Here is a 21,602-nt window from a genome sequence, read left to right as displayed (position 1 = left end):
GAACCGGCGGATGCAGCCGAAGAGGACGCTCAACCTTCGGCGAGGATGCGGTTGGCCGCCGAAACGATGGCGTTCAGCGAGGCCGTCACGATATTGGTGTTGATGCCGACACCGAACAGCTTGCCGCCGGGATGCTCGATTTCCATGTAGCAGATGGCCGAGGCGTTCGACCCCGAATGCATCGAGTGTTCCGAGTAATCGACCACCGACATCGCGACGCCGATGTGCTTCGACAGCGCATCGACGAAACCGTCGATCGGACCGGTGCCCTTGCCCGTCACGGTGATCTCGGTGCCGTTGTCGAGGATCGTCGCCTCCAGGATGCGGCTGCCCTTCACGGCCGCGTCCGGGTAGGTGTGATGATCGACGAACTTCAGCCGCGCGCCGGGCTGGTCGACGTAGTGCTCGATGAACCGGTCGTAGATGCGCTTGGACGGCAGTTCCTTGCCTTCCCGGTCGGTGATCGACTGGATGTCCTCGCGGAACTCCACCTGCAGGTTGCGCGGCAGGTTCAACCCGTAGTCGGCCTGCAGGATATAGGCGATCCCGCCCTTGCCCGATTGCGAGTTGATGCGGATGATCGCCTCGTAGCTGCGTCCGACATCCTGCGGGTCGATCGGCAGGTAGGGCACTTCCCACTGCGGCTTGTTGGCCTGCTTGATGGCCTTCATGCCCTTGTTGATGGCGTCCTGGTGCGACCCGGAAAACGCCGTGTAGACCAGTTCGCCGACGTAGGGATGCCGCTCGGGAATGCGCAGCTGGTTGGAATACTCGTAGACATCCTTCATCCGGTTGATGTCCCGGCAATCCAGCTCCGGATCCACGCCCTGCGTGTACATGTTGAGCGCCAGCGTGACGATGTCCACGTTGCCGGTGCGCTCGCCATTGCCGAACAGCGTTCCTTCCACGCGGTCGGCGCCGGCCATCAGCCCCAGTTCGGTTGCCGCGATGCCGGTGCCGCGGTCGTTATGCGGATGCAGCGACAGGATGATGTTTTCCCGGTTGTCGAGATTGCGGCTCATCCATTCGATCTGGTCGGCGTAGATGTTGGGCGTGGCCATCTCGACCGTCGCCGGCAGGTTGATGATCAGCTTGTTGTCCGGTGTCGGCTGCACGATCTCGATGACGGCGTTGCAGATCTCCAGCGCCACGTCCAGCTCGGTCCCGGTGAAGCTCTCCGGCGAGTACTGGAAGCGGAAATCGCCGCCGGCCTTGGCCGCCATGTCGGTGATCATCTTGGCCGCATCAACCGCGATCTGCTTGATGCCGGCGACATCCTTGGCGAACACGACGCGGCGCTGCAGCTCCGACGTGGAGTTGTAGAAGTGGATGATCGGCCGGTTGGCCCCCTCCAGCGCCTCGAACGTGCGGGAGATCAGCTCGGGGCGGCACTGCACCAGCACCTGCAGCGAGACGTCTTCCGGCACGTTGCCTTCTTCCACGCACCAGCGCGCGAAATCGAAATCCGTCTGCGAGGCCGAGGGGAAACCGATTTCGATTTCCTTGAAGCCCATGTCGAGCAGCAACTGGAACATCCGCGCCTTGCGGTCATGGCCCATCGGGTCGATGAGTGCCTGGTTGCCGTCGCGCAGGTCGACCGAGCACCAGATCGGCGCCTTCTCGATCCGCCTGGACGGCCAGGTCCGGTCGGTCAGGTTCACCTGCGGATAGGGCTGGTACTTCACGGAGGCATCGGACATGCCGGCTTTGTGCGAAGGGGGAGTCATCTCGTTCATGGTCTGCTTCTTTCTCCGGCACCACGGTGTCTTCGACGACCGGTGTTGCGCGCGTTTTGGGCGATTTTTGTCAGGTTGTAAACGGCGAGGAGCGGCGCCTTGGCGGCAAATCGGCCACCAGGCGCTCCTCAGCGGACCTGGCGGACGCCGCTAAGAAGCAGAAGGCCGAGCAGGCCCGTGGCGCCGAAGGCGCGGGGCTGACCGATGTGCTGGGCCGAACGAATGCTCATGGCAGGGTTTATAAGGTCAAGCCGGCCGCAAGGTCAAGCAGCCTGTCCCGGCATCGCACCTGTTCGCCGGCGCCTCCCTGCCCTATCCTTGTGCCATGACCGGTCAACAGGCGGAAAGGAACAGGACCATGCGCGTGGATATCGTCTCGGATGTCGTCTGTCCCTGGTGCGCGGTCGGCTATTACCAGCTCGCCACCGCCGCGCGGGAAACCGGCACCGACCTGGAGGTCCACTGGCATCCGTTCCAGCTCAATCCGCACGTCGGGCCGGAAGGCGAGAACCTTCGCGATCACCTCGCCCTCAAATACGGCACCACGCCGGAGCAGTCGGACGCCGCCCGCGACCGCCTGACCGCTCTCGGCGCCGAGGCCGGCTTCACCTTCAACTTCAACGAAGACACCCGGACCTGGAACACCTTCGACGCCCACCGCCTGATCGGCTGGGCCGAGCTGTCCGGGCGTCAGCACGAAACCAAGCTGGCATTGCTGAAGGCCAACTTCACCGACAACCGGAACGTTTCCGATCGCGAGGTGCTCACCGAGATCGCCGGATCAGTCGGACTCGATGGCAAGGAGGCGCGAGCCATGCTCGACTCCGAGGCCTATGGCGCGGAATTGCAGGCCGCGCTCGAGTTCTGGCGCGGCCGTGGGATTTCCGGCGTGCCCTCGATGATCTTCCTCGGCCGCCACCTGGTGACCGGCGCCCAGGGCATCGAGACCTACCGGAGTATCCTCGACCAGCTGACGGCCATGGCCAAGGAAGCCTCCTGAATGGCGCACCCGCAAGGGCGCCGGGTTCCGGTCAGTACCGGGTCACTTCCCAGTAGAGCGTGTAGTCGCCCCTGTTGGCACGGTGCCGCGTCGTGAAATCGTAATTGATCTTTTTCTTGTAGGATTGCGACGCGCCATCGGCGAGCGTGCCGACCCGGGACATCTGGATCGTCTTTCCATCCTGCCCGAGGAACATCGCGAACCGCGAGAAATCCTCCTGGATCTTGGTGCCGACCCAGGCGGAACTGGCGCCCACGACACCACCGGCGACGGCAGCGCCGAACCCGCCGCTCCCCACCGTGATCCCGGCGGCCAGAACGATGCCGCCGGCCGTCACCATCGCGGTCAGCAGGTTGCGCTTGAAATGGTTCATCTTCCAGACCTGGGCATGGAACACGATGTCGTATTCGCCGCCGGTCCACACCAGGTTGTTCAGCGGGTAGACCTGGCCGCGCTTCACCGTCCAGTAGTCGTTGTCGCCGGGCGTTTTCAGGATCGCCTCGGTGCGTTTGCTGCCCTTGCCGATCCAGGTGACGATGAACATGTCCTCGCGCTTCTGGAGCGGAATCTTCTTGCCCAGGTGATGGACGACGATCCCTTTCAGGTAGAGATTGTAGGTCCAGTTCTTGGCCTGTGCCTGCCCGGCAAGCAACAGGATGGAAACGGCAACTGTGAAGACAAGACGCAGACTGCGCAGCAACATCGCATATCCCTCTTCTGCGCCCCGGCTTGTTTGACGGTCATCGTCGCGCCAGGGTGCGGGAAATGCAACCCTGAAAGGCGCCGTGTCAGGTCAGGACCAGGCCTTCGTCCTTGGCCTTGTGGTCGGGCTCGACGTGAATGGTCACCCGCGCGCCTGGCACAGCCTCGTGCAGCCCGGCCTCGATCCGGTCGCAGATCGAGTGGCTGGTCTCCACCGTCATGGCGGCATCGACGATCAGGTGAAACTCGATGAAGGTCGCCGGCCCGGCGGCCCGGGTCCGGATGTCATGCACCTCGATGGCCCCGGCCGCCCTGGAGCGGATGACCGCTTCGATCCGCTTTGCTTCCTCGCCGTCCACCGCCCGGTCCATCAGCCCGTCGACGGACTCGGAGATGACATGCCAGCCTTCGCGCAGGATGTTGAGCGCGACCAGGATGGCCAGGACCGGGTCCAGCAGGTACAGCCCCGTCGCGAGCGCCAGGACAAGTCCGACGAGCACCCCGGCCGAGGTCACGACGTCGGCCATGATGTGCTTGCCGTCGGCGACGAGCGCCGGCGAGCGGTTCTTGCGGCCGGCACGGATCAGGATCGTGGCGAAAACGCCGTTGATGACGGCGGCAAGCATGTTGATGGCAAGGCCCGGCCCCGGCGCGTCGATCTTGTAGACGCCGGCCAACAGGGCATTCGTCGCCTCGTGGACGATCAGCAGCGCCGCGACCGCGATCAGGATGCCTTCCAGCACGGCCGAGAAATACTCCGCCTTGTGATGGCCGAACGGGTGGCCGCTGTCCGCCGGCCGCGCCGCATAGCGCACCGCCATGAACGCGGCCGTGGCGGCGATCACGTTGACGATGCTTTCCAGCGCGTCGGAATAGAGCGCGACCGATCCCGTGAGCCACCAGGCGAGGAATTTCAGCCCCATCACGCCGATGGCAACCACGATCGATGCGCCCGCGAGACGGCTGACGTTGGGAGACTGGGCGGCCATGGTCAAACTCCATTTGCGAAGCTGTGGCACGAAGCGGAATCAACTTGCAGGGCATTGCAATGAACCACTACCATTCACCGATCAACCCCTGACGGAAACAAACCGGGATGACCTTGATTAGCGACGAGGCAAATGCCTCGCCAGGCAAGCCGCCACTGCCGCCGGTCTGGCTGCTTGTCACCGTTCAGGCCGCCGTGTCGGCAGCAAGCCTGGTCGTCGAGATCGTTGCCGGGCGCATGCTGGCGCCCTGGCTCGGCATGTCGCTCTACACGTGGACATCCATCATCGCGGTGGTCCTGGCCGGCTTCTCCGCCGGTCACTGGGTCGGCGGCCGGTTCGCCGCACGGCCCGGTCCCCGCGCCCTTGCCCTCACGGCCTGGTCGCTCGCCGGAGCGGCCGTCACAACGGGCCTTGCCGTGTTCCTGCTTCGCTGGTTCGCCGCCCCGATGATCGCCGCCCTTGGTCACCCGGTCGCCGCCATCGTCGCGCTTACGACCACGGCCTTCTTCCTGCCGTCCTTCTTCGCCGGCATTCCAGCCCCGGTCCTCGCCCATGTCGCGGTCACGGCGCAACCCGGCCGCTCGGGCCAGGCGCTGGGAGCCATGTTCGCGGCCGGTGCCCTTGGGGCAATCGCCGGCACGCTGGCCGCCGGCTTCCTGTTCATTTCCTGGCTCGGCTCGACCGCCACGCTGGCCGTCATCGCGGTCACCTATGCCGCGCTGGCCGGCCTTCTCCTGGCCTTTGCCGCCCGAGCCAGGGCGCGGGACCGGGTCCTGCTGGCCGCCCTCCTCCTCGCCTCGTTGTTGCCCGCCGCCAGCGCCCTCGCGCTCCCGGACCCGTGCCTGCGCGAAAGCCACTACTTCTGCATCCGGGTCGAGGACATTTCCGCCGATGCCGGCGAACCCGCCCGCCTGATGGTGCTCGATCATCTCGCCCATGGCGCCACCGCGCGTAACAATCCCGCCCGTATGATCACCCCTCATGCCGCATTGCTGGAAGCCTTGCCGCGCGCCCGTTTCGAGGGGCGGCCTTTTTCCGCCTTCTTCATCGGAGGCGGTTCCTTCACCATTCCGCGCGCCTGGGCCGCGGCCGGCGTTTCTTCCCGGCTGACCGTGGCGGAGATCGATCCCATGGTCACGCGCACGGCCGCCGAGAACTTCTGGTTCGACCCGGCGACGGCCCGCGTGCTGGACATGGACGCCCGCCTCGCGCTGGCCGCGGACACCGCGCGCCATGACGTCATCATCGGCGACGCCTTCACCGACATCGCGGTGCCGGCCCACCTGGTGACCCGGGAGTTCTTCACCCTGGTTCGAGACCGCCTCACGCCCGACGGCATCTACGTGATGAACATCGTCGACCACATCGGGCGCCTGCGGGCTCTGTCCGCCATCACCCGAACGCTCCGGGAAGTCTTTCCCGTCGTCGAGGTCTGGGCCGAAACGGTCCGGCCTGAACCCGACGCGCGGGTAACCTTCATCGTGCTGGCCGGTTCGGAGCCGACGGATGTGAACCGGATTACCAGCACACCGCCGGAAGCCTATGAATTTGGACGATTATCCGCGCCCATCATCGATGCGATGATCCAGCGAACCGGCGCACCCGTGCTGACGGACGACTTCGCGCCGATCGACCGGCTCATGGGGCGGCTGGACTGACAGGAACGTCATGAATTCAATAATTTAGGCGCGCCTTTGACAGCAAGACAGGAGGCAGGCCATGCCATGACTCCTGCAAGGCAGCGCCTTGGGTCACTTCGGCTGGATCGAAGCCAGATAGGCGATGATGTCTGCGATCTGCCTGGGCGTTGCCTCGAACTCCGGCATCTCCTCGTGCCCGGTGACGATGCCCTCGGCGAAGGCTTCCTGCAGCGCGTCCACCGGGTAGCGCTTGGACAGGTCGCGGAAAGGCGGCGCGGCCGGGTTGGGGCTGACATCGTCATGCTGGTAGGCATGGCACTTGGCACAGTTGGTTTCCACCAGCGCCTTGCCATGGGCAATGTCCGGCTCTTCCGCGCGTGCGCCCGAGAGGCCGCACGCCACCATCGCGGCGCTCGCCAGACTGATGACCAGACGTCTCATGCTGCCCTCTCCTTGGCACGGCGCGGCAGGTGGGCCACCACGTTCTCGATCATCCGCATGCCGGCCTCGCCGCCGAGCGACATGATCGATTCAGGATGGAATTGGACCGCCGCCACCGGCTCCCTTTCGTGTTCGATCGCCATGACGATACCGTCATCGGTTTCCGCCGTCACGGCGAAATCGCGCGGCAGCCGGACCGGGTCGGCGAAAATCGAATGGTAGCGTCCGACCGTCACTTCCCGCGGCAGGCCGGAGAAGATGACGCCCTGGGTCGCCACGCGAATGCGCGACGGCTTGCCGTGCATGGGAATGTGCAATTGCCTCAGTTCGCCGCCATAGGCTTCGGCCAGGGCCTGGAGGCCGAGGCACACGCCGAAGATCGGCAGCTTGCGGTCCCGCGCCTTGGTGATCGTCGCCTTGCAATCGAAATCGGACGGGGAGCCAGGCCCCGGCGACAGCACGACGAGGTCCGGGTTGACCCGGTCGAACACATCCTCGGCGACCGGCGTGCGCACGGTCGTCACGCTCGCGCCGGTCTGGCGGAAATAGTTGGCCAGGGTGTGGACGAAACTGTCCTCGTGATCGACCAGCAGGATCCTGACCCCCTCGCCCACGCGGGCCGTCTGCCGCTGCACTTCCGAGGCATTGCTAGCACCCGCCTCGCGGATCGCGGCCAGCATGGCGGAGGCCTTCAGTTCCGTCTCGGCCTCTTCCTCGTCGGGAATGGAATCGTAGAGCAGCGTGGCCCCGGCGCGCACCTGCGCGATGCCGTCGAGGATCCGGATCGTCCGCAGCGTCAGGCCGGTGTTCAGGTCGCCGTTGAAATGGACCATGCCGACGGCACCGCCATACCAGGCACGCGGGCTCTTCTCGTGGTTCTCGATGAAGCGCATCGCCCAGAGCTTCGGCGCCCCGGTCACGGTGACGGCCCAGGCGTGCGACAGGAAGCCGTCGAAGGCGTCCATGTCCTCGCGCAGGCGCCCCTCGATGTGATCGACGGTGTGGATCAGGCGGGAATACATCTCGATCTGCCGCCGGCCGATGACGCGTACAGAGCCAGGCTCGCAGACCCGGCTCTTGTCGTTCCGGTCCACGTCGGAGCACATGGTCAGCTCCGCCTCGTCCTTCTTCGAATTGAGCAGCTTGAGGATCTGCTCGGAGTCGGCGATGGCATCCTCGCCGCGCTTGATCGTGCCCGAGATCGGGCAGGTTTCGATCCGCCGGCCGTTGACCCGCACGAACATCTCCGGCGATGCGCCGATCAGGTATTCGCGCTTGCCGAGGTTGATGAAGAAGGAATAGGGCGACGGGTTGATCGCCTTCAGGCGCCGGGCGATGGCCGAGGGCTGGTTCTCGCAGCGTTCATAGAACATCTGGCCCGGCACCACCTCGAACAGATCACCCCGCTTGAAGCTGTCCTTCGCCTTCTCGACGAGCTTGGCATATTCCCCCGGCTCGTGGTCGGCCCGCGGCGGCTGGACGTCGGACGGCTGGAACGGTTCGGCGACCGAGTCGCGCTCGACGCCCGTGGTGTCGAACGTGTCGCCTGCATACTCGTAGCGGTCTTTCCAGGCCTCCGCCGAATAGTGGTCGACGACGAGGATCTCGTCGGGAAGGTAGAGCACCAGGTCGCGCTGGCTTTCCGGCCGTTCCAGCTTGAAGTTGACCGGGTCGAACTGGAAGCAGAGATCGTAGCCGAAGGCGCCGTAGAGCCCGAGGTTGGGATCGTCATGGGTCTTGAACAGGGCCACGATGGTGCGAAGAACCGTGAAGACGGACGGCACGCGCGAGCGCTCTTCCTCGGTGAACACGCGTTCGGGTTCGGCGACCTGAAGCGCGGCATGGCGCTCCGACACCGGCCCCATCGTCACCACGTCGAGCTTGCCGACGACGGCCAGAATGGAGGGCAGCATCACCGCGCCACGGCTGTTGAGCGCCTCGATCTCCATGGCCCGTCCGCGCGCGGTCACCACCAGCGGCGGATCGATGATCGCCGTGTCCCAGCGCGTATAGCGCCCCGGATACTCGTAGTTGGAGGAAAACAGCGCGCCTCGCCTGCTGTCCAGCGCATCGATATAGGCATCGATCGCGCCCTCGTAGGGCGTGGCATGGCGTGTCCGCGTGATCGTGATGCCGCCTTCCGTGACGAAAGCTTCAGCGCCACCGGGCAGTTTCGTGGGGGTCATGCTCGTTTCACTCCGTTGTCCCGCCGGACAGAGATCCGGGTGACCTCGCGCATATGAAAAAGGCCGCCCGGAGTGTTCCGTCGCGGCCATTGATCCTCTGACACACGCAAACGCGTGCGGGCCGCATCAGCAGCCGCGCCACCAACCTTTGCAAGGAGCGATGCGTGTGTTCATGGAAAATGTCATTAGTCAGTTTTCACGGCGGATGCAACGCCTGCTTTGGCGCATTCTTCGTCGCCGCGGCACTTGCGGCAAAAGCGCTGACGGCGAAAGTGGAGACCGGCCTCGCAACCGGAATTGCGGAAAAAGAACGGAACAGGGCATTCCGGCGATTCAATGAAGCGCGGAAATGCTCTAGGTAGCATCGAGACCCAGACCCGGAGCCCCCAAATGCGCCCGCCCCTCGCACCCATGCCAAGCGCCAAGGCAAAGAAGGCCCTGCATCAGCAGGACCTGCTGCGCCGCGCTCACCAACTCAACCTGGCCGGACAGGCATTCGAGGCCGAGCGCATCGCCCGGCAGGTCCTCGACGAAACGCCCTCCAACGCCGAGGCCCTGTTTCTCATGGGCCTGCTTCACCACGACGCAAGGCTCTACGACGACGCGAGGAAATACTTCGAAAAGGCGATCCGGAAGAGCCCGTCCGATGCCCGCATTCACGCCAGGCTGGCCGAAACGCTGGTCGTTGCCGGCGAGGGCGTGAAAGCGATGCAGCATATGGCCAAGGCTGTTCGCCTGCAGCCGGACTTCATGCCCTTCATCGCCCGCCAGGCCGACCTCCTGGTCGACAACGGCCGACGGGCGGAAGCGCTCGACCTCATCGCCCGTGCCCTGAAGACCGACCCCGGCAACCCGGACCTGCTGATCGCCTTTGGCCAGATCCACAGGTTCGCCGGTCAGGAGGGCGAACTGGAAAGGCTGTCCGCGCTCGCGGCCCGGGCGGATGCCGATGCCCGCACCCGGTTTCGTGCCGGTGCGGCGCTGTCGCGCGCGCTGGACCAGATGGGACGCCACGAAGAGGCGCTGGCGACCATGGTGACGGCCCGCGCCGCCATCCCGCCGTTCGACCTGGAGACCTTCAACGCCGAGATCGCGGCGCGCAAAGCCCTCTTGACCGCATCCTTCATCGAAGACCGCGCGGCCCTGGGCTCTTCGAGCGAACGGCCGGTGTTCATCGTCGGAATGCCGCGGTCCGGCACCAGCCTGGTCGAGCAGATCATCGCCAGCCATCCGGCGGCCTTCGGAGCCGGCGAACTGCCGGACATGGGACTGCTGATCAATGACGTGGTGCCGCGCGCCGGCAGCTTCGACGCCCAGATGGACGTCCTGCGCGATCTCGAGCCCGAAACCGCGCATGCCATGGCAGACCGCTACCTGGCGCGATTGAACGCACTGGATGCGAAAGCATCCCGCGTGACCGACAAGATGCCGCAGAATTTCCTCAACCTTGGCCTGATCGCCATTCTCTTCCCGCGGGCGACGATCATCCATTGCCGGCGCAATGCCGCCGACACCGCCGTTTCGTGCTTCCTGTCCGGCCTCTCGATGCAGCATGGCTACACCCGCGATCTCGCGACACTCGGCGCCTACTGGTGCGGATATACCGGCCTGATGGACCATTTCGCGGAGGTTCTCGGCGACCGCATCCTTCACGTGGACTATGAAACGCTCGTCAGCGATCCGGAGCCGGGCGCCCGCGCCCTGGTGGCCCATTGCGGCCTCGACTGGAACGATGCCTGCCTGGAATTCTGGAAAACCGAACGGCGCGTGTCGACCCTCTCGCGGGACCAGGTCCGCATGCCGGCATACACGTCATCCGTGGGCCGCTGGCAGCGCTATGGCGACAGCGTCACGCCCCTGCTCGACGCGCTTGACCGCTGCAACGCGCGACCGGCGGCAGGTTAGGCAGGCCGATCGCGGCCGCCTCCAGAACCGGGCAACCGAGCAAGCGCATCCGGAGCCGGTGCCCCCTGCCCGCATGGCGGCAGGCGTTCGGCAAGCAGGTACACAGTCCCACAGGCAAACAGGCCTGATAGCCCAAGGAACAACGAAGGAAGCCCGGACCGGGCGGATGGTCCGGGCTTCCAACCCGCCAAAAGCGGGTCACAGGGAGACCGGGGTAAGCAGGGGAACCCGGAACCTGTGAATCATGACGCCCTGTGGATGCGTCTTGCGAAGAAGATACACCTATGGTTGCATATGTAAAGGCTTTCGCCATGATTTAACGCAATGGTTGCGGTTTGATCTGACGCCTAACCGTCCATACGGGCGAGAAGGTCCTTGGCCACGTCCCGCAAGGCTGCCAGTTGAACATCATCGGCGAGCGTGTGTTCCGAGCGTTCCATCGCGATGCGCACGTGCCGGCGGACAGCTTCGATGTAGCGCTGATCGCTGAACTTGCGGCCGATGGAATAAAGCGCCTCCAGTGCCCGCAGCAACCGCATCTGCACTTCGGCCATGTCGGAACCGTCCCGTCCGACGGGCAGGAAGAAATCGTCGAAAAGCTCGTCGAGGCTGATCGGCGGCACGTGAACCCGGTTGAAGAGAACATCCCTGCCGCGGCTGTTCCGCCCCCAGATGGAAAGGATGTTGACCGCCCGGCCGATGATCTGGATCGCCGTGCCCGGGTCGTTGATGCCCGGCGACAGCGCCCGTGAGGCGATCTCTGCCATGGCGATGAGACCGAGGCGCGGATCCTGCGTGAAGGACCGGTCGTGACCCATGGTGATCGCGTTGCGCACCTCCTTGGCGAGATCGTCGTCCGGTGCACCGGAGATCCTGGCCAGAGGCCGGCCGGGGTGAACATAGGTCCCCGGAAGGACCATCAGGTAGATCCGCCGGTCGTCGCCCGCGAGGTTCTGCAGGGCATCCATGTCGATGTGAAGGACATAGGCTATGTGGTCGGTTTCCACCGGCCAGGCGTCGGCGGGAACCCCCTTGACCGGATCGGTCAGGCCGATGCCGCCGAGATAGGGCCGCTCGCGGCGGAGCGTCATGGCGGAATTGGCGGCCTTCTCGACCCGCCGGATGACCTCGTCCAGCCGCCCGAAGGAGAGCAGGAAATCGATCCAGCGCAGAAGCGTCATGACCAGCAGGACGACGACGAGGATGGTGACCGCGAACAGGATCACGCGTCCCGACTCGCCATAGATCCCGGTTTTCAGGAGGATGAGACCGGCAAGGCTGTAGATGAAGGCGCCGACGAAGGTGGACAGCATGTTCTGGACGGCGGTGTCGTCCTGCAGCAGTGCGGTGGCCCGCGGCGTCGCCGTCGTGGCCGCCGTCGCGAAGGCCTGGACCACGGTCGAAAGCGAGAATGTGATCACCGCCAGCATGCTGGACGCCAGGATGGTCAGGATGCTGTCGACGGCACCGGCGCCCAGGGTAAGCACCAGGTGATCGGGAATCGTGTCCTTGAGCAGGAAGGCCAGCACGGCGCTGGCAACCGACAGCGCGGAAATGATACCCGCCCGCAGGAAAAGCCGCCGGCTCGCCTGATGCAGGATCCACTGCCAGCGGGTCATGATCATGCGCCCTTGCCTTTCCGCGTTTAAGCGATGCCTGACAAGGGAACATGGCCCGGCAGCACCGTTTCGGCAAGCCGCCGTCCCCGGCCCGGCCCGCCGCCAGGCATGAAAAGACCCGCCGCTATGGTCGCGGCGGGTCTGGCAGACAGGCGGGTCCGGCCGGCGAGACCGGTCAGAACAGGCCTTCGATAAAGCCTTCTTCGTTGAAGCGGATATGCTCGGCAGACGGCACCTTCGGCAGGCCGGGCATGGTCATGATCTCGCCGCAGATGGCCACCACGAACCCGGCCCCTGCCGACAGGCGAACCTCGCGCACCGGCACGACGTGATCGGTCGGCGCGCCGCGCAGGTTCGGGTCGGTCGAGAACGAATACTGCGTCTTGGCCATGCACACCGGCAGGTTGCCGTAGCCGTCGGCTTCCCAGCGGCGCAGTTGCTCGCGCACCGACTTGTCGGCAATCGCTTCCGAGCCGCGGTAGATGCGCCGAACGATGGTGTCGATCTTGTCGAACAGGCCCATTTCGTCGGAATAGAGCGGAGCAAACTGGGACAGCCCGGATTCGGCCAGGTTCACCACCTTGTGCGCCAGTTCCTCGATCCCCGCCGAGCCCTCGGCCCAGTGCCGGCACAATATGGCCTCCGCGCCGAGCGATGCGACGTAATCCTTGACAACCTTGATCTCTGCTTCCGTATCACCGGCAAAATGGTTGATCGCCACGACGGCGGGAACACCGAACTGCTTCACGTTTTCCACGTGGCGGCCGAGGTTCGCACATCCCTTCTGCACGGCGGCCAGGTTTTCGGCACCCAGGTCGTCCTTCTTGACGCCCCCGTTCATCTTGATCGCCCGGATCGTGGCGACGATCACGGCCGCCGCCGGCTTCAGACCGCCCTTGCGGCACTTGATGTCGAAGAACTTTTCCGCCCCGAGGTCGGCGCCGAAGCCGGCTTCCGTAACCACGTAGTCGGCCAGCTTGAGCGCCGTCTTCGTCGCGACGAGCGAGTTGCACCCGTGCGCGATGTTGGCGAAGGGGCCGCCATGCACGAAGGCTGGGTTGTTTTCCAGCGTCTGCACGAGGTTCGGTTGCATGGCGTCCTTCAGGAGCACGGCCATGGCGCCGTCGGCATTGAGGTCGCGGGCACGGATGGCCGTGCGGTCCCGCCGGTAGGCGACGATGATGTCGCCGAGGCGCCGCTCCAGGTCTTTCAGGTCGGAGGCCAGGCAGAGGATCGCCATGACTTCCGACGCCACGGTGATGTCGAAGCCGGTCTCGCGCGGGTAGCCGTTGCTGACCCCGCCGAGCGGGCCGACGATCTGGCGCAGCGCCCGGTCGTTCATGTCCATGACGCGCCGCCAGGCCACGCGCCGGGTGTCGATTTCCAGCTTGTTGCCCCAGTAGATATGGTTGTCGATCATCGCCGAGAGCAGGTTGTGCGCGGCCGTGATGGCGTGGAAATCGCCGGTGAAGTGAAGGTTCATGTCCTCCATCGGCACCACCTGGGCATAACCGCCGCCGGCCGCGCCGCCTTTGACGCCGAAGCAGGGGCCGAGCGAGGCCTCGCGAATGCAGATGGCGGCCTTCTTGCCGATCCGGTTCAGGCCGTCGCCGAGGCCGACGGTCGTCGTCGTCTTGCCCTCACCCGCCGGCGTCGGGTTGATGGCCGTGACAAGAATCAGCTTTCCCGACGGCCGGTCGCCCAGCGAGGCGATGAAGTCGGCCGAGATCTTCGCCTTGTCATGGCCGTAGGGCAGCAGGTGGTCGCTCGGAATGTCCAGCTTGGCGCCGATCTCCTGGATCGGTCGCTTGCTTGCCGCGCGCGCAATTTCGATGTCGGTCTTGAATTCGGCCATGCCGCTTCTCCCACGGAACAGAGGATTTGAAACTGGTCGCAAGCAAGCCACGCCAAAGCATGTCTCGCTTGCCCGTTTCAGCCACTCCGTGGACCGTTCGCGACACGCCGGCCGTGTCGCAAACGCATCAGCGGTCGAGAATGTCGCGCATCTCGGTCATGTTGGCGCGGACGCGCAGCAGGTAGAAGCCCATGGTCGCCAGGTGCGACGGCATGATGAAGGCCGCTTCCGCACCGTTGGAAATGATCCAGGGCTGCATGTTCAGCGCCGACCGCAACTGGCTCTCAGCTTCCTGCCAGGTCTTGGTCACGCCGCGCTCGTCGATGATCTTGCTGAAATCGCTGCGCGCGCCGGCCAGGATGCCGTTGAGCGCGTAGAGCTGGCCGTAGGCGAACCAGAACCGGTCGTCCGCGCGGGTGTCGAACCAGCCCGCGTTCGACACCTCGATCTGGTCACGCAGGATGTCCGAGGTCGATCCGATCGCGTTCGTCATCGTGTCGATGAAGCGCAGCAGGTTGTCGGCGCGCGGATCGAAGGTGGCGCCGCAGGCCATGAGCCGGTCGTTGAATCCGCGCAGGTTTTTGACCGCCGCGCGATAGGTCGTCGGCGTCGGCGAGATGAAGTAAGGCGCAGTCGTCGTCAGATACCAGCGGTTCTCCGGATAGTTCAGGTTCTGCCTCGCATCCTGCAGGTTCTGGTCGATCTGCGACGTGCCGCGCACGCGGCCCAGCCGGTCGACCAGCTCGAACGAGGTGCGGCGAAGGATTTCGTTGATGCCAAGCTGGAATGCCGCCTTGTTGTCGAAGAAGGGCGTGTATTTCCAGTCCATGCCGAAAAGGCCCATCTTCGAGGCCAGCATCGAAGGGATCCAGGCGTTCTGGTTGACGTTGAAATCGGTCAGGTCGGCCGCCACCTCGACGATCGACGACTTCCCGCAGGTGTTCGCCTGCCCTTCGACGGGCTCGCCCGGCAGCGTCTTGCGCTGGCCGAAATCGTAGGCCTGCACGTAATCCGTGTTGAAATTGCTCCACACCTGCGTCTGGACGATGAAATAGGCATAGAACACGACGATGCCGATGACGAGCGCACCGACGATGGTCTTGATGATCCAGCCCTTGCGGAGCCACCAGCGCCCGAGCCAGAGGAACGGCCAGAGGAGCCAGCCGATGACGAGGCCGATGCCACGGCCGATCCACTGGAAGACCATCGTGAAAAAGTTGATGATCGGGTCGATCATGACCGCTCCCCTCAATCCTTGAGCCCGTAGAGGCGCAGCCGGAAGCCCGCCTTGTCTTTCAGATAGGTGCTTTTCAGCGTCTCAACAACGTTCTCCCGCCAGGTGTCGGAATAGCTGGAATAGTCGTCGTAGAAACCCTGCTTGTTGAACACGTAGCGCGACACGAAGTCGAACGGCACGAAGTCCGAGATCAGCCGGTTGGTCAGCCAGGCATCCGGGTGGTCCGGCTTGGCGCGCACCACCAGGAAGCGCTTGTCGGCGTCCACCTGGCCGATGTCGAGGCGCCCGGTCTGCGCCACCGCCCGCTTGGCCGACATCAGGAACGGATAGGTGCCCTCGTGGTTGATGAGGTCGGCGTATCGATGCATCCATGTCTGCACCCAGACCGTGTCGATCTGCGTCAGGTCCTTCTCTGGCTCCAGCTGGTGCATGAGCTGGCGCACCTTCATCTCGGCACGGTGCTCCAGGTAACCGGATTCCTCCAGCCACGAGGCGCGCGGCAGGTCCAGCCGGCCAGTCTCGGCAAGGAAGCGGAACACCCGTTCGTGGTCGTCGAGCGACAGGTAGGACACCTGCCACGGCCGCGACCGGCGGAAGCCCGGCGCGTCGGGATGGGCGATCACGGTCGTCATCCGCTCGTCGATGAACACGTAGAGCCCGCCGAAATGGCTCGTCCAGTAGGCGTTGTGGCGGAATACCACCTTGTCCGGCACCAGCGCGTTCTCGCGGATGTCGCCGGTCACCTTGGCCAGTGCCACCATCTTTTCCAGCATGGCGTTGTCGCGCCAGGCATCGGGCTCGCTTTTCAGCCGGTCCACCAGTCCGCGCAACTCTGCCGCCTTGCCCACCACGTCTTCCGCTGACAACACGCGGAACTGGACCTGGTTGATCGACAGCAGGTCTTCCACGTCATCGACGTAGGAAACCGAATCCTCGATCTCGCCGAAGATCACGTCCTTGATCGTCAGCGCGTTGATCGCCCGCGCATTGGACTGCATGAACTCGAACATCAGTTGCGAGGTGTTGGAAAACCGCGTGTGCACGACCGGCAGGTCGCGTTGCGCCGGCGTCAGGATGATGAAGCGCCGGTTGATGCCATTCGGATCGAGATAGTCGAAATCCCCCAGTTCCTCCGCGACCTGCGGGGAAAACCCGGTGCGGTCGATTTCGAAGGAGGTGAGCCCGGTCTCGGGAAAGCCGAAGGCCTTGAGCGCCTTGTTGTAGCGCGCGATCAGGTGCGGCTCGCTGATCGGCAGCAACCGGCCGTAGATAAGGTCCGAATCCACCAGGCGTTTCATGGTTGTCCCGTAGTCCGCCTGGCGGCGAGCCTGCCTTTTCGCATCCAGAGCCACCGTCACCGACACCCGTTTCCGCACGACGCTTGCCAACCATGCAACGGAAGGCTTTGAAGTGGTAGCCCTTCGCGGCTCCGATCACAAGTATCACCGCGTCCGGTACACGGATTTGGTGCATCGGACCCAGGCCCGCGAAAAGCCAAGGCGCCGCGCCCGGCAGGGCGCGACGCGCGGGGATCAGGGTATCGCCGGGTGAAGCGGCAGCATCACTTCGTTAGGCGGGCAGCGGCCGTGCCGCTCTTGCACTCCGGCTCCCAGGAATATTCCGGCGACAGCGTGTCACCGGTCGCGACCACGTACAGGTCCGGGGTGGAGTTGCCGGTCATCAGATCGCCCATGATGCCCTTCACCGGTCCGCACATGCCGGCATTGTAGGCCGACGCGATGACATGGGCACCGCCGTGGGTGAACGTCAGCTGGATAGTCCAGTGCTCGTTGTAGGCATTGAGCGACCAGGACGCGCCGTTGACACTTGAAATGGTCCAGCCGCTCTTTGTTTTCATCGACACGGAAGGACCGCTCGTCAGGTAGAACTTGCCGCTCGCGCCGCCGATCCGCCTGCCATCGATGCTGATGGCGGCGCCGAAATTCTGCTCGACGATCCCGCCGATGCTCATCTCGATCCGGTGACCGTCAACCGTGGCGTCGAGCTTCCAGAAGGCATCCCAGGGCTGGTTGCGGAACCGTGTTTCGACGCAATAGGCGTTCAGCTGGATACCGGAATCGGCAACCAGGGTCTGCCAGGTGCGATCCTTGCACTTGATGTTCAGCGTCTGCTGGTGCTTGCCGGTTTCATCGTAGACGTAATACCAGGGGTCCTCGTATTCCCTGACCTTGCCGCTGGTCTCCGCGCCGTAGCCGAAGGATGATTCGCCGGTATTCTCCGCGATCGCGGTCGATTGCACCGCAGGCGACCAGTCTGCCATGCTGAACAGCGTGTCCTTCAACGCGGCCTGCCCGCCAACGGTCGCCGTGGCACCGTTCTCGTCCTTTGCGATCGCGACGTTGAGATCGGGCACCGGGTTGGTCACCGGGTCGAAACTCGTCGTGTCGAGATTGGCCAGGTAGACACGGTCGGCGACCTTCTGCGCATCGGCCTCCGAAAGGCCGTTGCGCGCCGCCGTGGCCGCGGCCAGCGCAGCCGCGTCGGCCGCCTGCTGCATGTTGGACTGCAGGTTGAGCGCCCGCGTGTAGTCGATCGCCCCGGCAACCCCGATCAGGAGGACCGGCGCGACAACCGCGAACATGATGGCGAAATTGCCCTTCTTCTGCGTGAGAAAAGGCGTGATCTGTTTCTTGAGGTCGGTAAGCATGATTGCCCCTGTCGGATGGTGGCCATTCCATTCCCGCGGGCCTCGGGCCCTTTCCCGGTTCGAAGGCACGGCAAAGGTGCCGCACCAGCCGAAGGAACGAGGCGGTTGCGCGGATGTAACGACCGGAAAGGATAGAGGGGGCGCATCCGTGAACGGTGGAAGCGCCCCGTCGGGTTACTTCGTCAGCCGGGCAACCGCAGTGCCGCTCTTGCAAGCCGGCTCCCAGGAATATTCCGGCGACAGGAAGTCGCCGCTCGGGACCACGTGCAGGTCGGGCGTGAAATTACCGGTCATGAGATCGCCCATGATGCCTTTCACCGGGCCGCACATGCCGGCGTTCTTCGCTGTCGCGAAGATCTCGGCGCCGCCATGCGTATAGGTCAGCCGGATGTCCCAGTGGTCGTTCGCGACCCGGAGCGCCCACTGGCTGTAGCCCCAGCCATTGGTCGAGGAGTTCTGGATCGTCCAGCCGTTTTTCGTCTTGATCGACATCGACGGGCCTGACTTGAGATAGCAGCCGCCAGTCGCCGTACCCGCGTTTTTCCCGCCGATCTTGATGCTGACATGGACGCCGCATTTGCTGGGACTGATGCTGGAGGTCACCATCTCGATCCGGTGGCCATCGACCTGTGCATCCAGCTTCGAAAAGGCATTCCACATCAGGTTTGTCCTGAAGCTGGGCGGGTAAGGAACGTCGACGCAGTAGGCATTGAACTGGATACCGGCATCGGCAACCATGGTTTGCCAGGCCTTGTCCTGGCAGTGAACGTTGACGGTTTTCGTATTCTTCCCCTTCTCGTCGAAGACGGAATACATCGGATCGAGGAATTCGCGCACCTTGCCATTGGTTTCAGCACCATAGCCGTAGGACGTTTCGCCGGTGATCTGCGCAATGGCTGTCGACTCCACGACAGGCGACCAGTCGGCCATGCTGAACAGCGTGTCCTTCAGCGCGCCCTGCCCGCCGACGGTCGCCGTGGCGCCGTTCTCGTCCTTCTCGATGGTGACGTTGAGGTCCGGTACCGGGTTGGTCACCGGGTCGAAGCTCGTCGTGTCGAGATTGGCGAGATAGACCTCGTCGGCGATCTTCTGCGCGTCGGCGACAGAAAGGCCGTTGCGCGCCGCCGTGGCCGCGGCCAATGCAGCCGCGTCGGCCGCCTGCTGCATGTTGGATTGCAGGTTGAGAGCCCGCGCATAGTCGATCGCCCCGGCGACCCCGATCAGGAGAACCGGCGCGACGACCGCGAACATCATTGCGAAATTGCCTTTCCTCGATGAAAGGAATGGCTTCAAGAACCGATGGTGTGACATGGATGTTTTGCCCCCTTGTAAGCTGATCACTGTCTTCGATCACGGGGACAATCCGCTTGCGCCAATTACCGAGGCGTAAATAAATATTTGAAACGAGAATCGGCAACAGCAGACTCTTCACCGATAAAATCAAATAACGATCATGTTTTATCAGCCGTCATGTAAGTATTTGATTCGATATAGGTTTGTATTTTTCTATTTTATAATTTCATAAATTAGGTAATTCACCGGCACGTGACGGATAACGAAAGCAATTTTACAAGCTGCAGGGAAAGTATCGCGATGCCAGGTCGCCATGACAGCGGCAGACAGGCCGCCGCTGGTCGCGGCTACCGTCGCGAAGTCAGGCATCCCGGCGAACGTGGACGGATCCGCCGCCCGCCGGATCTCATCCGGCGGCCCATACCCCGCGGCGCTTCATGTCCTCGATTTCGCGCAGCGCACGTTCGCGCAGCTTCTGGTCGCGCACCAGGCGTGAAACCGCCGCGTCATCGGCCCGGTCCGAATAGCGGAACTCGCTGTCGGCGTAGCGGTTGATCTCCTGCATCACCATGGCCATGTCGAACGGACCGCGCAATTCCTCGATCATCGCCTTCTTGTCGTCGTAGGACTTGTGCATGAAGGTTTCCGGCGCCTCGAACCATTCGTCCGGCAGGTCGATGTCCATCGCCCGCATCTTGATGGCATCGGTGATGTTCTTGATCGCACGGCCGGTGAAGCGCGGCTCCGCCAGCTTGATCCGGTGCAGGTAGTCGCCGATATCGGCCATGCTCTTCGGTTCGCCGCGCTCGTCCAGGAATCGGTCGTAGACGGCTTTCAGCCCCTCTTCCTGCGGCCTGGAATGCTCCTCGTAGGCCACGGCGACAGCCTGCTTGATCTGCTGGTGGGCGAAGAGATCGTGTTCGCCCAGCGGGATCGCGTGGTTCTTGCCGGCCAGCAGCACGAAAATGTCGACGTAGTCTTCCAGCGTCTGCGGTCCGTCGACCAGCCAGCGGGCCCCGGCACGCTGGCGCAGCGCGTCATCCACGTTTTCCGGGTAGTTGGAGAACATGCCGAACGAGCAATTGCCGCGCACCACCGTCCCGGCCCCGGCAAAGGCGCTCATCAGCACGCCGGTGATCTCGTGCTGGCCGGCCGACGCCCGGTCGTCCGACCGCCGCGCCGCCACCTGGTCGATGTCGTCCACCGTGCCGAAACCGATGGACCGCGGGTTGAGCACGGTGTCGATGAAGGCCTTGCAGTTCTGGCCCGACTTGCCCTGGTAGGAGGAAATCTGGTCGACGCCGAAATTCTCGTAGGTGAACGGATAACCCGCGACCTGGCAGTAGTCGTTGATCAGCCCGGCAGTCATCTGGATCAGGATCGTCTTGCCGGTGCCCGGCGCGCCGTCACCGATGAAGGTGAAAAGGAAGCCGCCGAGATCCACGAACGGGTTCATCTGCCGGTCGAAGTCATAGGCCATCAGCATCTTGGCCAGCCGCATCGCCTGGTACTTGGCGATGTGGTTGCCGATGATCTCGTTCGGCTTTTTGAACGTCATCACCAGCGCCTTGCGCTTGGTGCCCGGCATGACGTCGAAGCCGTTGAGCGTGAAGTCGTCGGACTCGATGCGCAGGTGCACGTCCTCGAACGGACCGAGCCCGGTGAACCGTCCCTTGCGCGCGATCAGGCCTTCCAGGGCGACCCGCGCGAAGCCCTTCGCCCGCGCCGTCATCACCGCGTCGTCGGCGGCACCGGCAATCGCCTTGTCGAGGCCTGCCACCATGGCCTTCAGCGCGTCCTGCGCCGTGTCGAACAGGAAGTCCGGCTCCTCCACGTCATTGGCCGGCTCGTCGGACCCGTCGATCAGCTGCGACAGGTAGGAGGCAAAGGCAAAGGCCGCGACATAGGCCTGCGCGTTCATCAGCTGGCGGAATTCGCCGGCCTCCGCGCCTTCGAGCGGCGCCCGCCGGTTCTGCGCCTGCAGGCTTTCCAGCGCCGAGCCCTGGGCGAAAACGTCGCCGACCGCCAGCGCGATCGCCAGGCCCCGCCGGGCACGAAACAGCAGCGTGTGCGCCGGGATGGACAGCAGTTCGTCACCCTTGCCGATCGACTGGATCGTGCGCGTCAGTTCCACTTCGCGCGTGCGCCGCGCCCCGCCCGTCGAAACGGTGGAGACGAACCGCCGACCGGTACCCGCCAGCGCGGTGGAGGACCGGCCGCCGCCATCCTCCATCACCACCATGCGGGTGACGAAGCTCTGCGCCGTCGACAGGTGCTTGGCAATGTCGTCTTCGTGAATCGTGGTCAGGCCGGTATCCATGTCAGTGCATG

Annotated in this window: 15 protein-coding genes; 3 read left to right on the top strand and 12 right to left on the bottom strand. The window is 64.2% G+C overall.

Annotated features, from left to right (window positions below):
• Positions 1-29 precede the first annotated feature (29 nt).
• Positions 30-1,700, bottom strand: a complete 1,671-nt coding sequence (leuA, locus tag CSC94_RS09845; protein WP_165784397.1) for a 2-isopropylmalate synthase — start codon at positions 1,698-1,700, stop codon at positions 30-32.
• Positions 1,701-2,094: 394 nt separating this feature from the next.
• Between leuA and CSC94_RS09840 the strand changes: the two genes are divergently transcribed.
• Positions 2,095-2,736, top strand: a complete 642-nt coding sequence (locus CSC94_RS09840; protein WP_205853269.1) for a DsbA family oxidoreductase — start codon at positions 2,095-2,097, stop codon at positions 2,734-2,736.
• 31 nt (positions 2,737-2,767) lie between these two features.
• On the opposite strand, the gene CSC94_RS09835 is transcribed toward CSC94_RS09840, so the two are convergent.
• Both CSC94_RS09835 and CSC94_RS09830 read right to left on the bottom strand, forming a co-directional pair.
• Positions 2,768-3,439 carry a hypothetical protein gene (locus CSC94_RS09835; RefSeq protein ID WP_099306156.1) on the bottom strand — a complete coding sequence of 224 codons (672 nt, stop codon included), beginning with the start codon at positions 3,437-3,439 and terminating at the stop codon, positions 2,768-2,770.
• 85 nt (positions 3,440-3,524) lie between these two features.
• Positions 3,525-4,427 carry a cation diffusion facilitator family transporter gene (locus tag CSC94_RS09830; RefSeq protein ID WP_099306155.1) on the bottom strand — a complete coding sequence of 301 codons (903 nt, stop codon included), beginning with the start codon at positions 4,425-4,427 and terminating at the stop codon, positions 3,525-3,527.
• 107 nt (positions 4,428-4,534) lie between these two features.
• On the opposite strand from CSC94_RS09830, the gene CSC94_RS09825 reads away from it, so the two are divergent.
• Positions 4,535-6,085, top strand: coding sequence for a fused MFS/spermidine synthase (locus tag CSC94_RS09825; protein ID WP_099306154.1), 1,551 nt, complete (start codon positions 4,535-4,537; stop codon positions 6,083-6,085).
• Between the two features lie 93 nt (positions 6,086-6,178).
• Here CSC94_RS09825 and CSC94_RS09820 read toward each other — a convergent pair whose 3' ends face one another.
• Positions 6,179-6,508 carry a c-type cytochrome gene (locus CSC94_RS09820; protein ID WP_099306153.1) on the bottom strand — a complete coding sequence of 110 codons (330 nt, stop codon included), beginning with the start codon at positions 6,506-6,508 and terminating at the stop codon, positions 6,179-6,181.
• Positions 6,505-8,694 carry an anthranilate synthase gene (locus tag CSC94_RS09815; protein ID WP_099306152.1) on the bottom strand — a complete coding sequence of 730 codons (2,190 nt, stop codon included), beginning with the start codon at positions 8,692-8,694 and terminating at the stop codon, positions 6,505-6,507. The genes CSC94_RS09820 and CSC94_RS09815 overlap by 4 nt, the downstream gene beginning before the upstream one ends.
• 390 nt (positions 8,695-9,084) lie before the next feature.
• On the opposite strand from CSC94_RS09815, the gene CSC94_RS09810 reads away from it, so the two are divergent.
• Positions 9,085-10,599, top strand: coding sequence for a tetratricopeptide repeat-containing sulfotransferase family protein (locus CSC94_RS09810; RefSeq protein WP_165784391.1), 1,515 nt, complete (start codon positions 9,085-9,087; stop codon positions 10,597-10,599).
• 347 nt (positions 10,600-10,946) lie between these two features.
• Here CSC94_RS09810 and CSC94_RS09805 read toward each other — a convergent pair whose 3' ends face one another.
• The 7 genes from CSC94_RS09805 to CSC94_RS09775 form a co-directional block, all read right to left on the bottom strand.
• Positions 10,947-12,224, bottom strand: a complete 1,278-nt coding sequence (locus CSC94_RS09805; RefSeq protein WP_099306150.1) for a DUF2254 domain-containing protein — start codon at positions 12,222-12,224, stop codon at positions 10,947-10,949.
• Between the two features lie 169 nt (positions 12,225-12,393).
• The gene (locus CSC94_RS09800; RefSeq protein WP_099306149.1) at positions 12,394-14,073 is read right to left on the bottom strand and encodes a formate--tetrahydrofolate ligase; all 1,680 of its coding nucleotides are present in this window, start codon (positions 14,071-14,073) and stop codon (positions 12,394-12,396) included.
• Positions 14,074-14,200: 127 nt separating this feature from the next.
• On the bottom strand, positions 14,201-15,310 hold the full coding sequence (locus CSC94_RS09795; protein ID WP_099306148.1) for a DUF2333 family protein: 1,110 nt from the start codon (positions 15,308-15,310) through the stop codon (positions 14,201-14,203).
• Between the two features lie 11 nt (positions 15,311-15,321).
• Positions 15,322-16,608, bottom strand: a complete 1,287-nt coding sequence (locus CSC94_RS09790) for a DUF6638 family protein (protein ID WP_099306147.1) — start codon at positions 16,606-16,608, stop codon at positions 15,322-15,324.
• A 263-nt stretch (positions 16,609-16,871) separates the two neighbouring features.
• Positions 16,872-17,978: a TadE/TadG family type IV pilus assembly protein gene (locus CSC94_RS09785; protein ID WP_099306146.1), complete on the bottom strand. Its 1,107-nt coding sequence runs from the start codon at positions 17,976-17,978 to the stop codon at positions 16,872-16,874.
• A 174-nt stretch (positions 17,979-18,152) separates the two neighbouring features.
• Complete coding sequence (locus CSC94_RS09780; RefSeq protein WP_165784390.1) at positions 18,153-19,232, bottom strand: TadE family protein; 1,080 nt, start codon at positions 19,230-19,232, stop codon at positions 18,153-18,155.
• A 445-nt stretch (positions 19,233-19,677) separates the two neighbouring features.
• Entirely contained in the window at positions 19,678-21,591 is a 1,914-nt protein-coding gene (locus tag CSC94_RS09775; protein ID WP_099306144.1) for an AAA family ATPase, read from the bottom strand.
• Positions 21,592-21,602 lie beyond the last annotated feature (11 nt).

Origin of the sequence: Zhengella mangrovi (genome assembly GCF_002727065.1) — a bacterium.
Classification (GTDB): Bacteria; Pseudomonadota; Alphaproteobacteria; order Rhizobiales; family Rhizobiaceae; genus Zhengella; species Zhengella mangrovi.
The sequence above is the reverse complement of the archived record's forward strand: the minus strand, read 5'-3'. Positions and strand labels throughout refer to the sequence as shown.

Excerpts from the sequence above, each read along its gene's own strand:
- CSC94_RS09795 (WP_099306148.1), bottom strand. The coding sequence starts at position 15,310 with ATGATCGACCCGATCATCAACTTTTTCACGATGGTCTTCCAGTGGATC.
- CSC94_RS09835 (WP_099306156.1), bottom strand. The coding sequence starts at position 3,439 with ATGTTGCTGCGCAGTCTGCGTCTTGTCTTCACAGTTGCCGTTTCCATC.
- CSC94_RS09780 (WP_165784390.1), bottom strand. The coding sequence starts at position 19,232 with ATGATGTTCGCGGTCGTCGCGCCGGTTCTCCTGATCGGGGTCGCCGGG.
- CSC94_RS09820 (WP_099306153.1), bottom strand. The coding sequence starts at position 6,508 with ATGAGACGTCTGGTCATCAGTCTGGCGAGCGCCGCGATGGTGGCGTGC.
- CSC94_RS09840 (WP_205853269.1), top strand. The coding sequence starts at position 2,095 with ATGCGCGTGGATATCGTCTCGGATGTCGTCTGTCCCTGGTGCGCGGTC.
- CSC94_RS09815 (WP_099306152.1), bottom strand. The coding sequence starts at position 8,694 with ATGACCCCCACGAAACTGCCCGGTGGCGCTGAAGCTTTCGTCACGGAA.
- CSC94_RS09790 (WP_099306147.1), bottom strand. The coding sequence starts at position 16,608 with ATGAAACGCCTGGTGGATTCGGACCTTATCTACGGCCGGTTGCTGCCG.
- CSC94_RS09805 (WP_099306150.1), bottom strand. The coding sequence starts at position 12,224 with ATGATCATGACCCGCTGGCAGTGGATCCTGCATCAGGCGAGCCGGCGG.
- CSC94_RS09785 (WP_099306146.1), bottom strand. The coding sequence starts at position 17,978 with ATGCTTACCGACCTCAAGAAACAGATCACGCCTTTTCTCACGCAGAAG.
- leuA (WP_165784397.1), bottom strand. The coding sequence starts at position 1,700 with ATGTCCGATGCCTCCGTGAAGTACCAGCCCTATCCGCAGGTGAACCTG.
- CSC94_RS09825 (WP_099306154.1), top strand. The coding sequence starts at position 4,535 with ATGACCTTGATTAGCGACGAGGCAAATGCCTCGCCAGGCAAGCCGCCA.
- CSC94_RS09810 (WP_165784391.1), top strand. The coding sequence starts at position 9,085 with ATGCGCCCGCCCCTCGCACCCATGCCAAGCGCCAAGGCAAAGAAGGCC.
- CSC94_RS09830 (WP_099306155.1), bottom strand. The coding sequence starts at position 4,427 with ATGGCCGCCCAGTCTCCCAACGTCAGCCGTCTCGCGGGCGCATCGATC.
- CSC94_RS09800 (WP_099306149.1), bottom strand. The coding sequence starts at position 14,073 with ATGGCCGAATTCAAGACCGACATCGAAATTGCGCGCGCGGCAAGCAAG.
- CSC94_RS09775 (WP_099306144.1), bottom strand. The coding sequence starts at position 21,591 with ATGGATACCGGCCTGACCACGATTCACGAAGACGACATTGCCAAGCAC.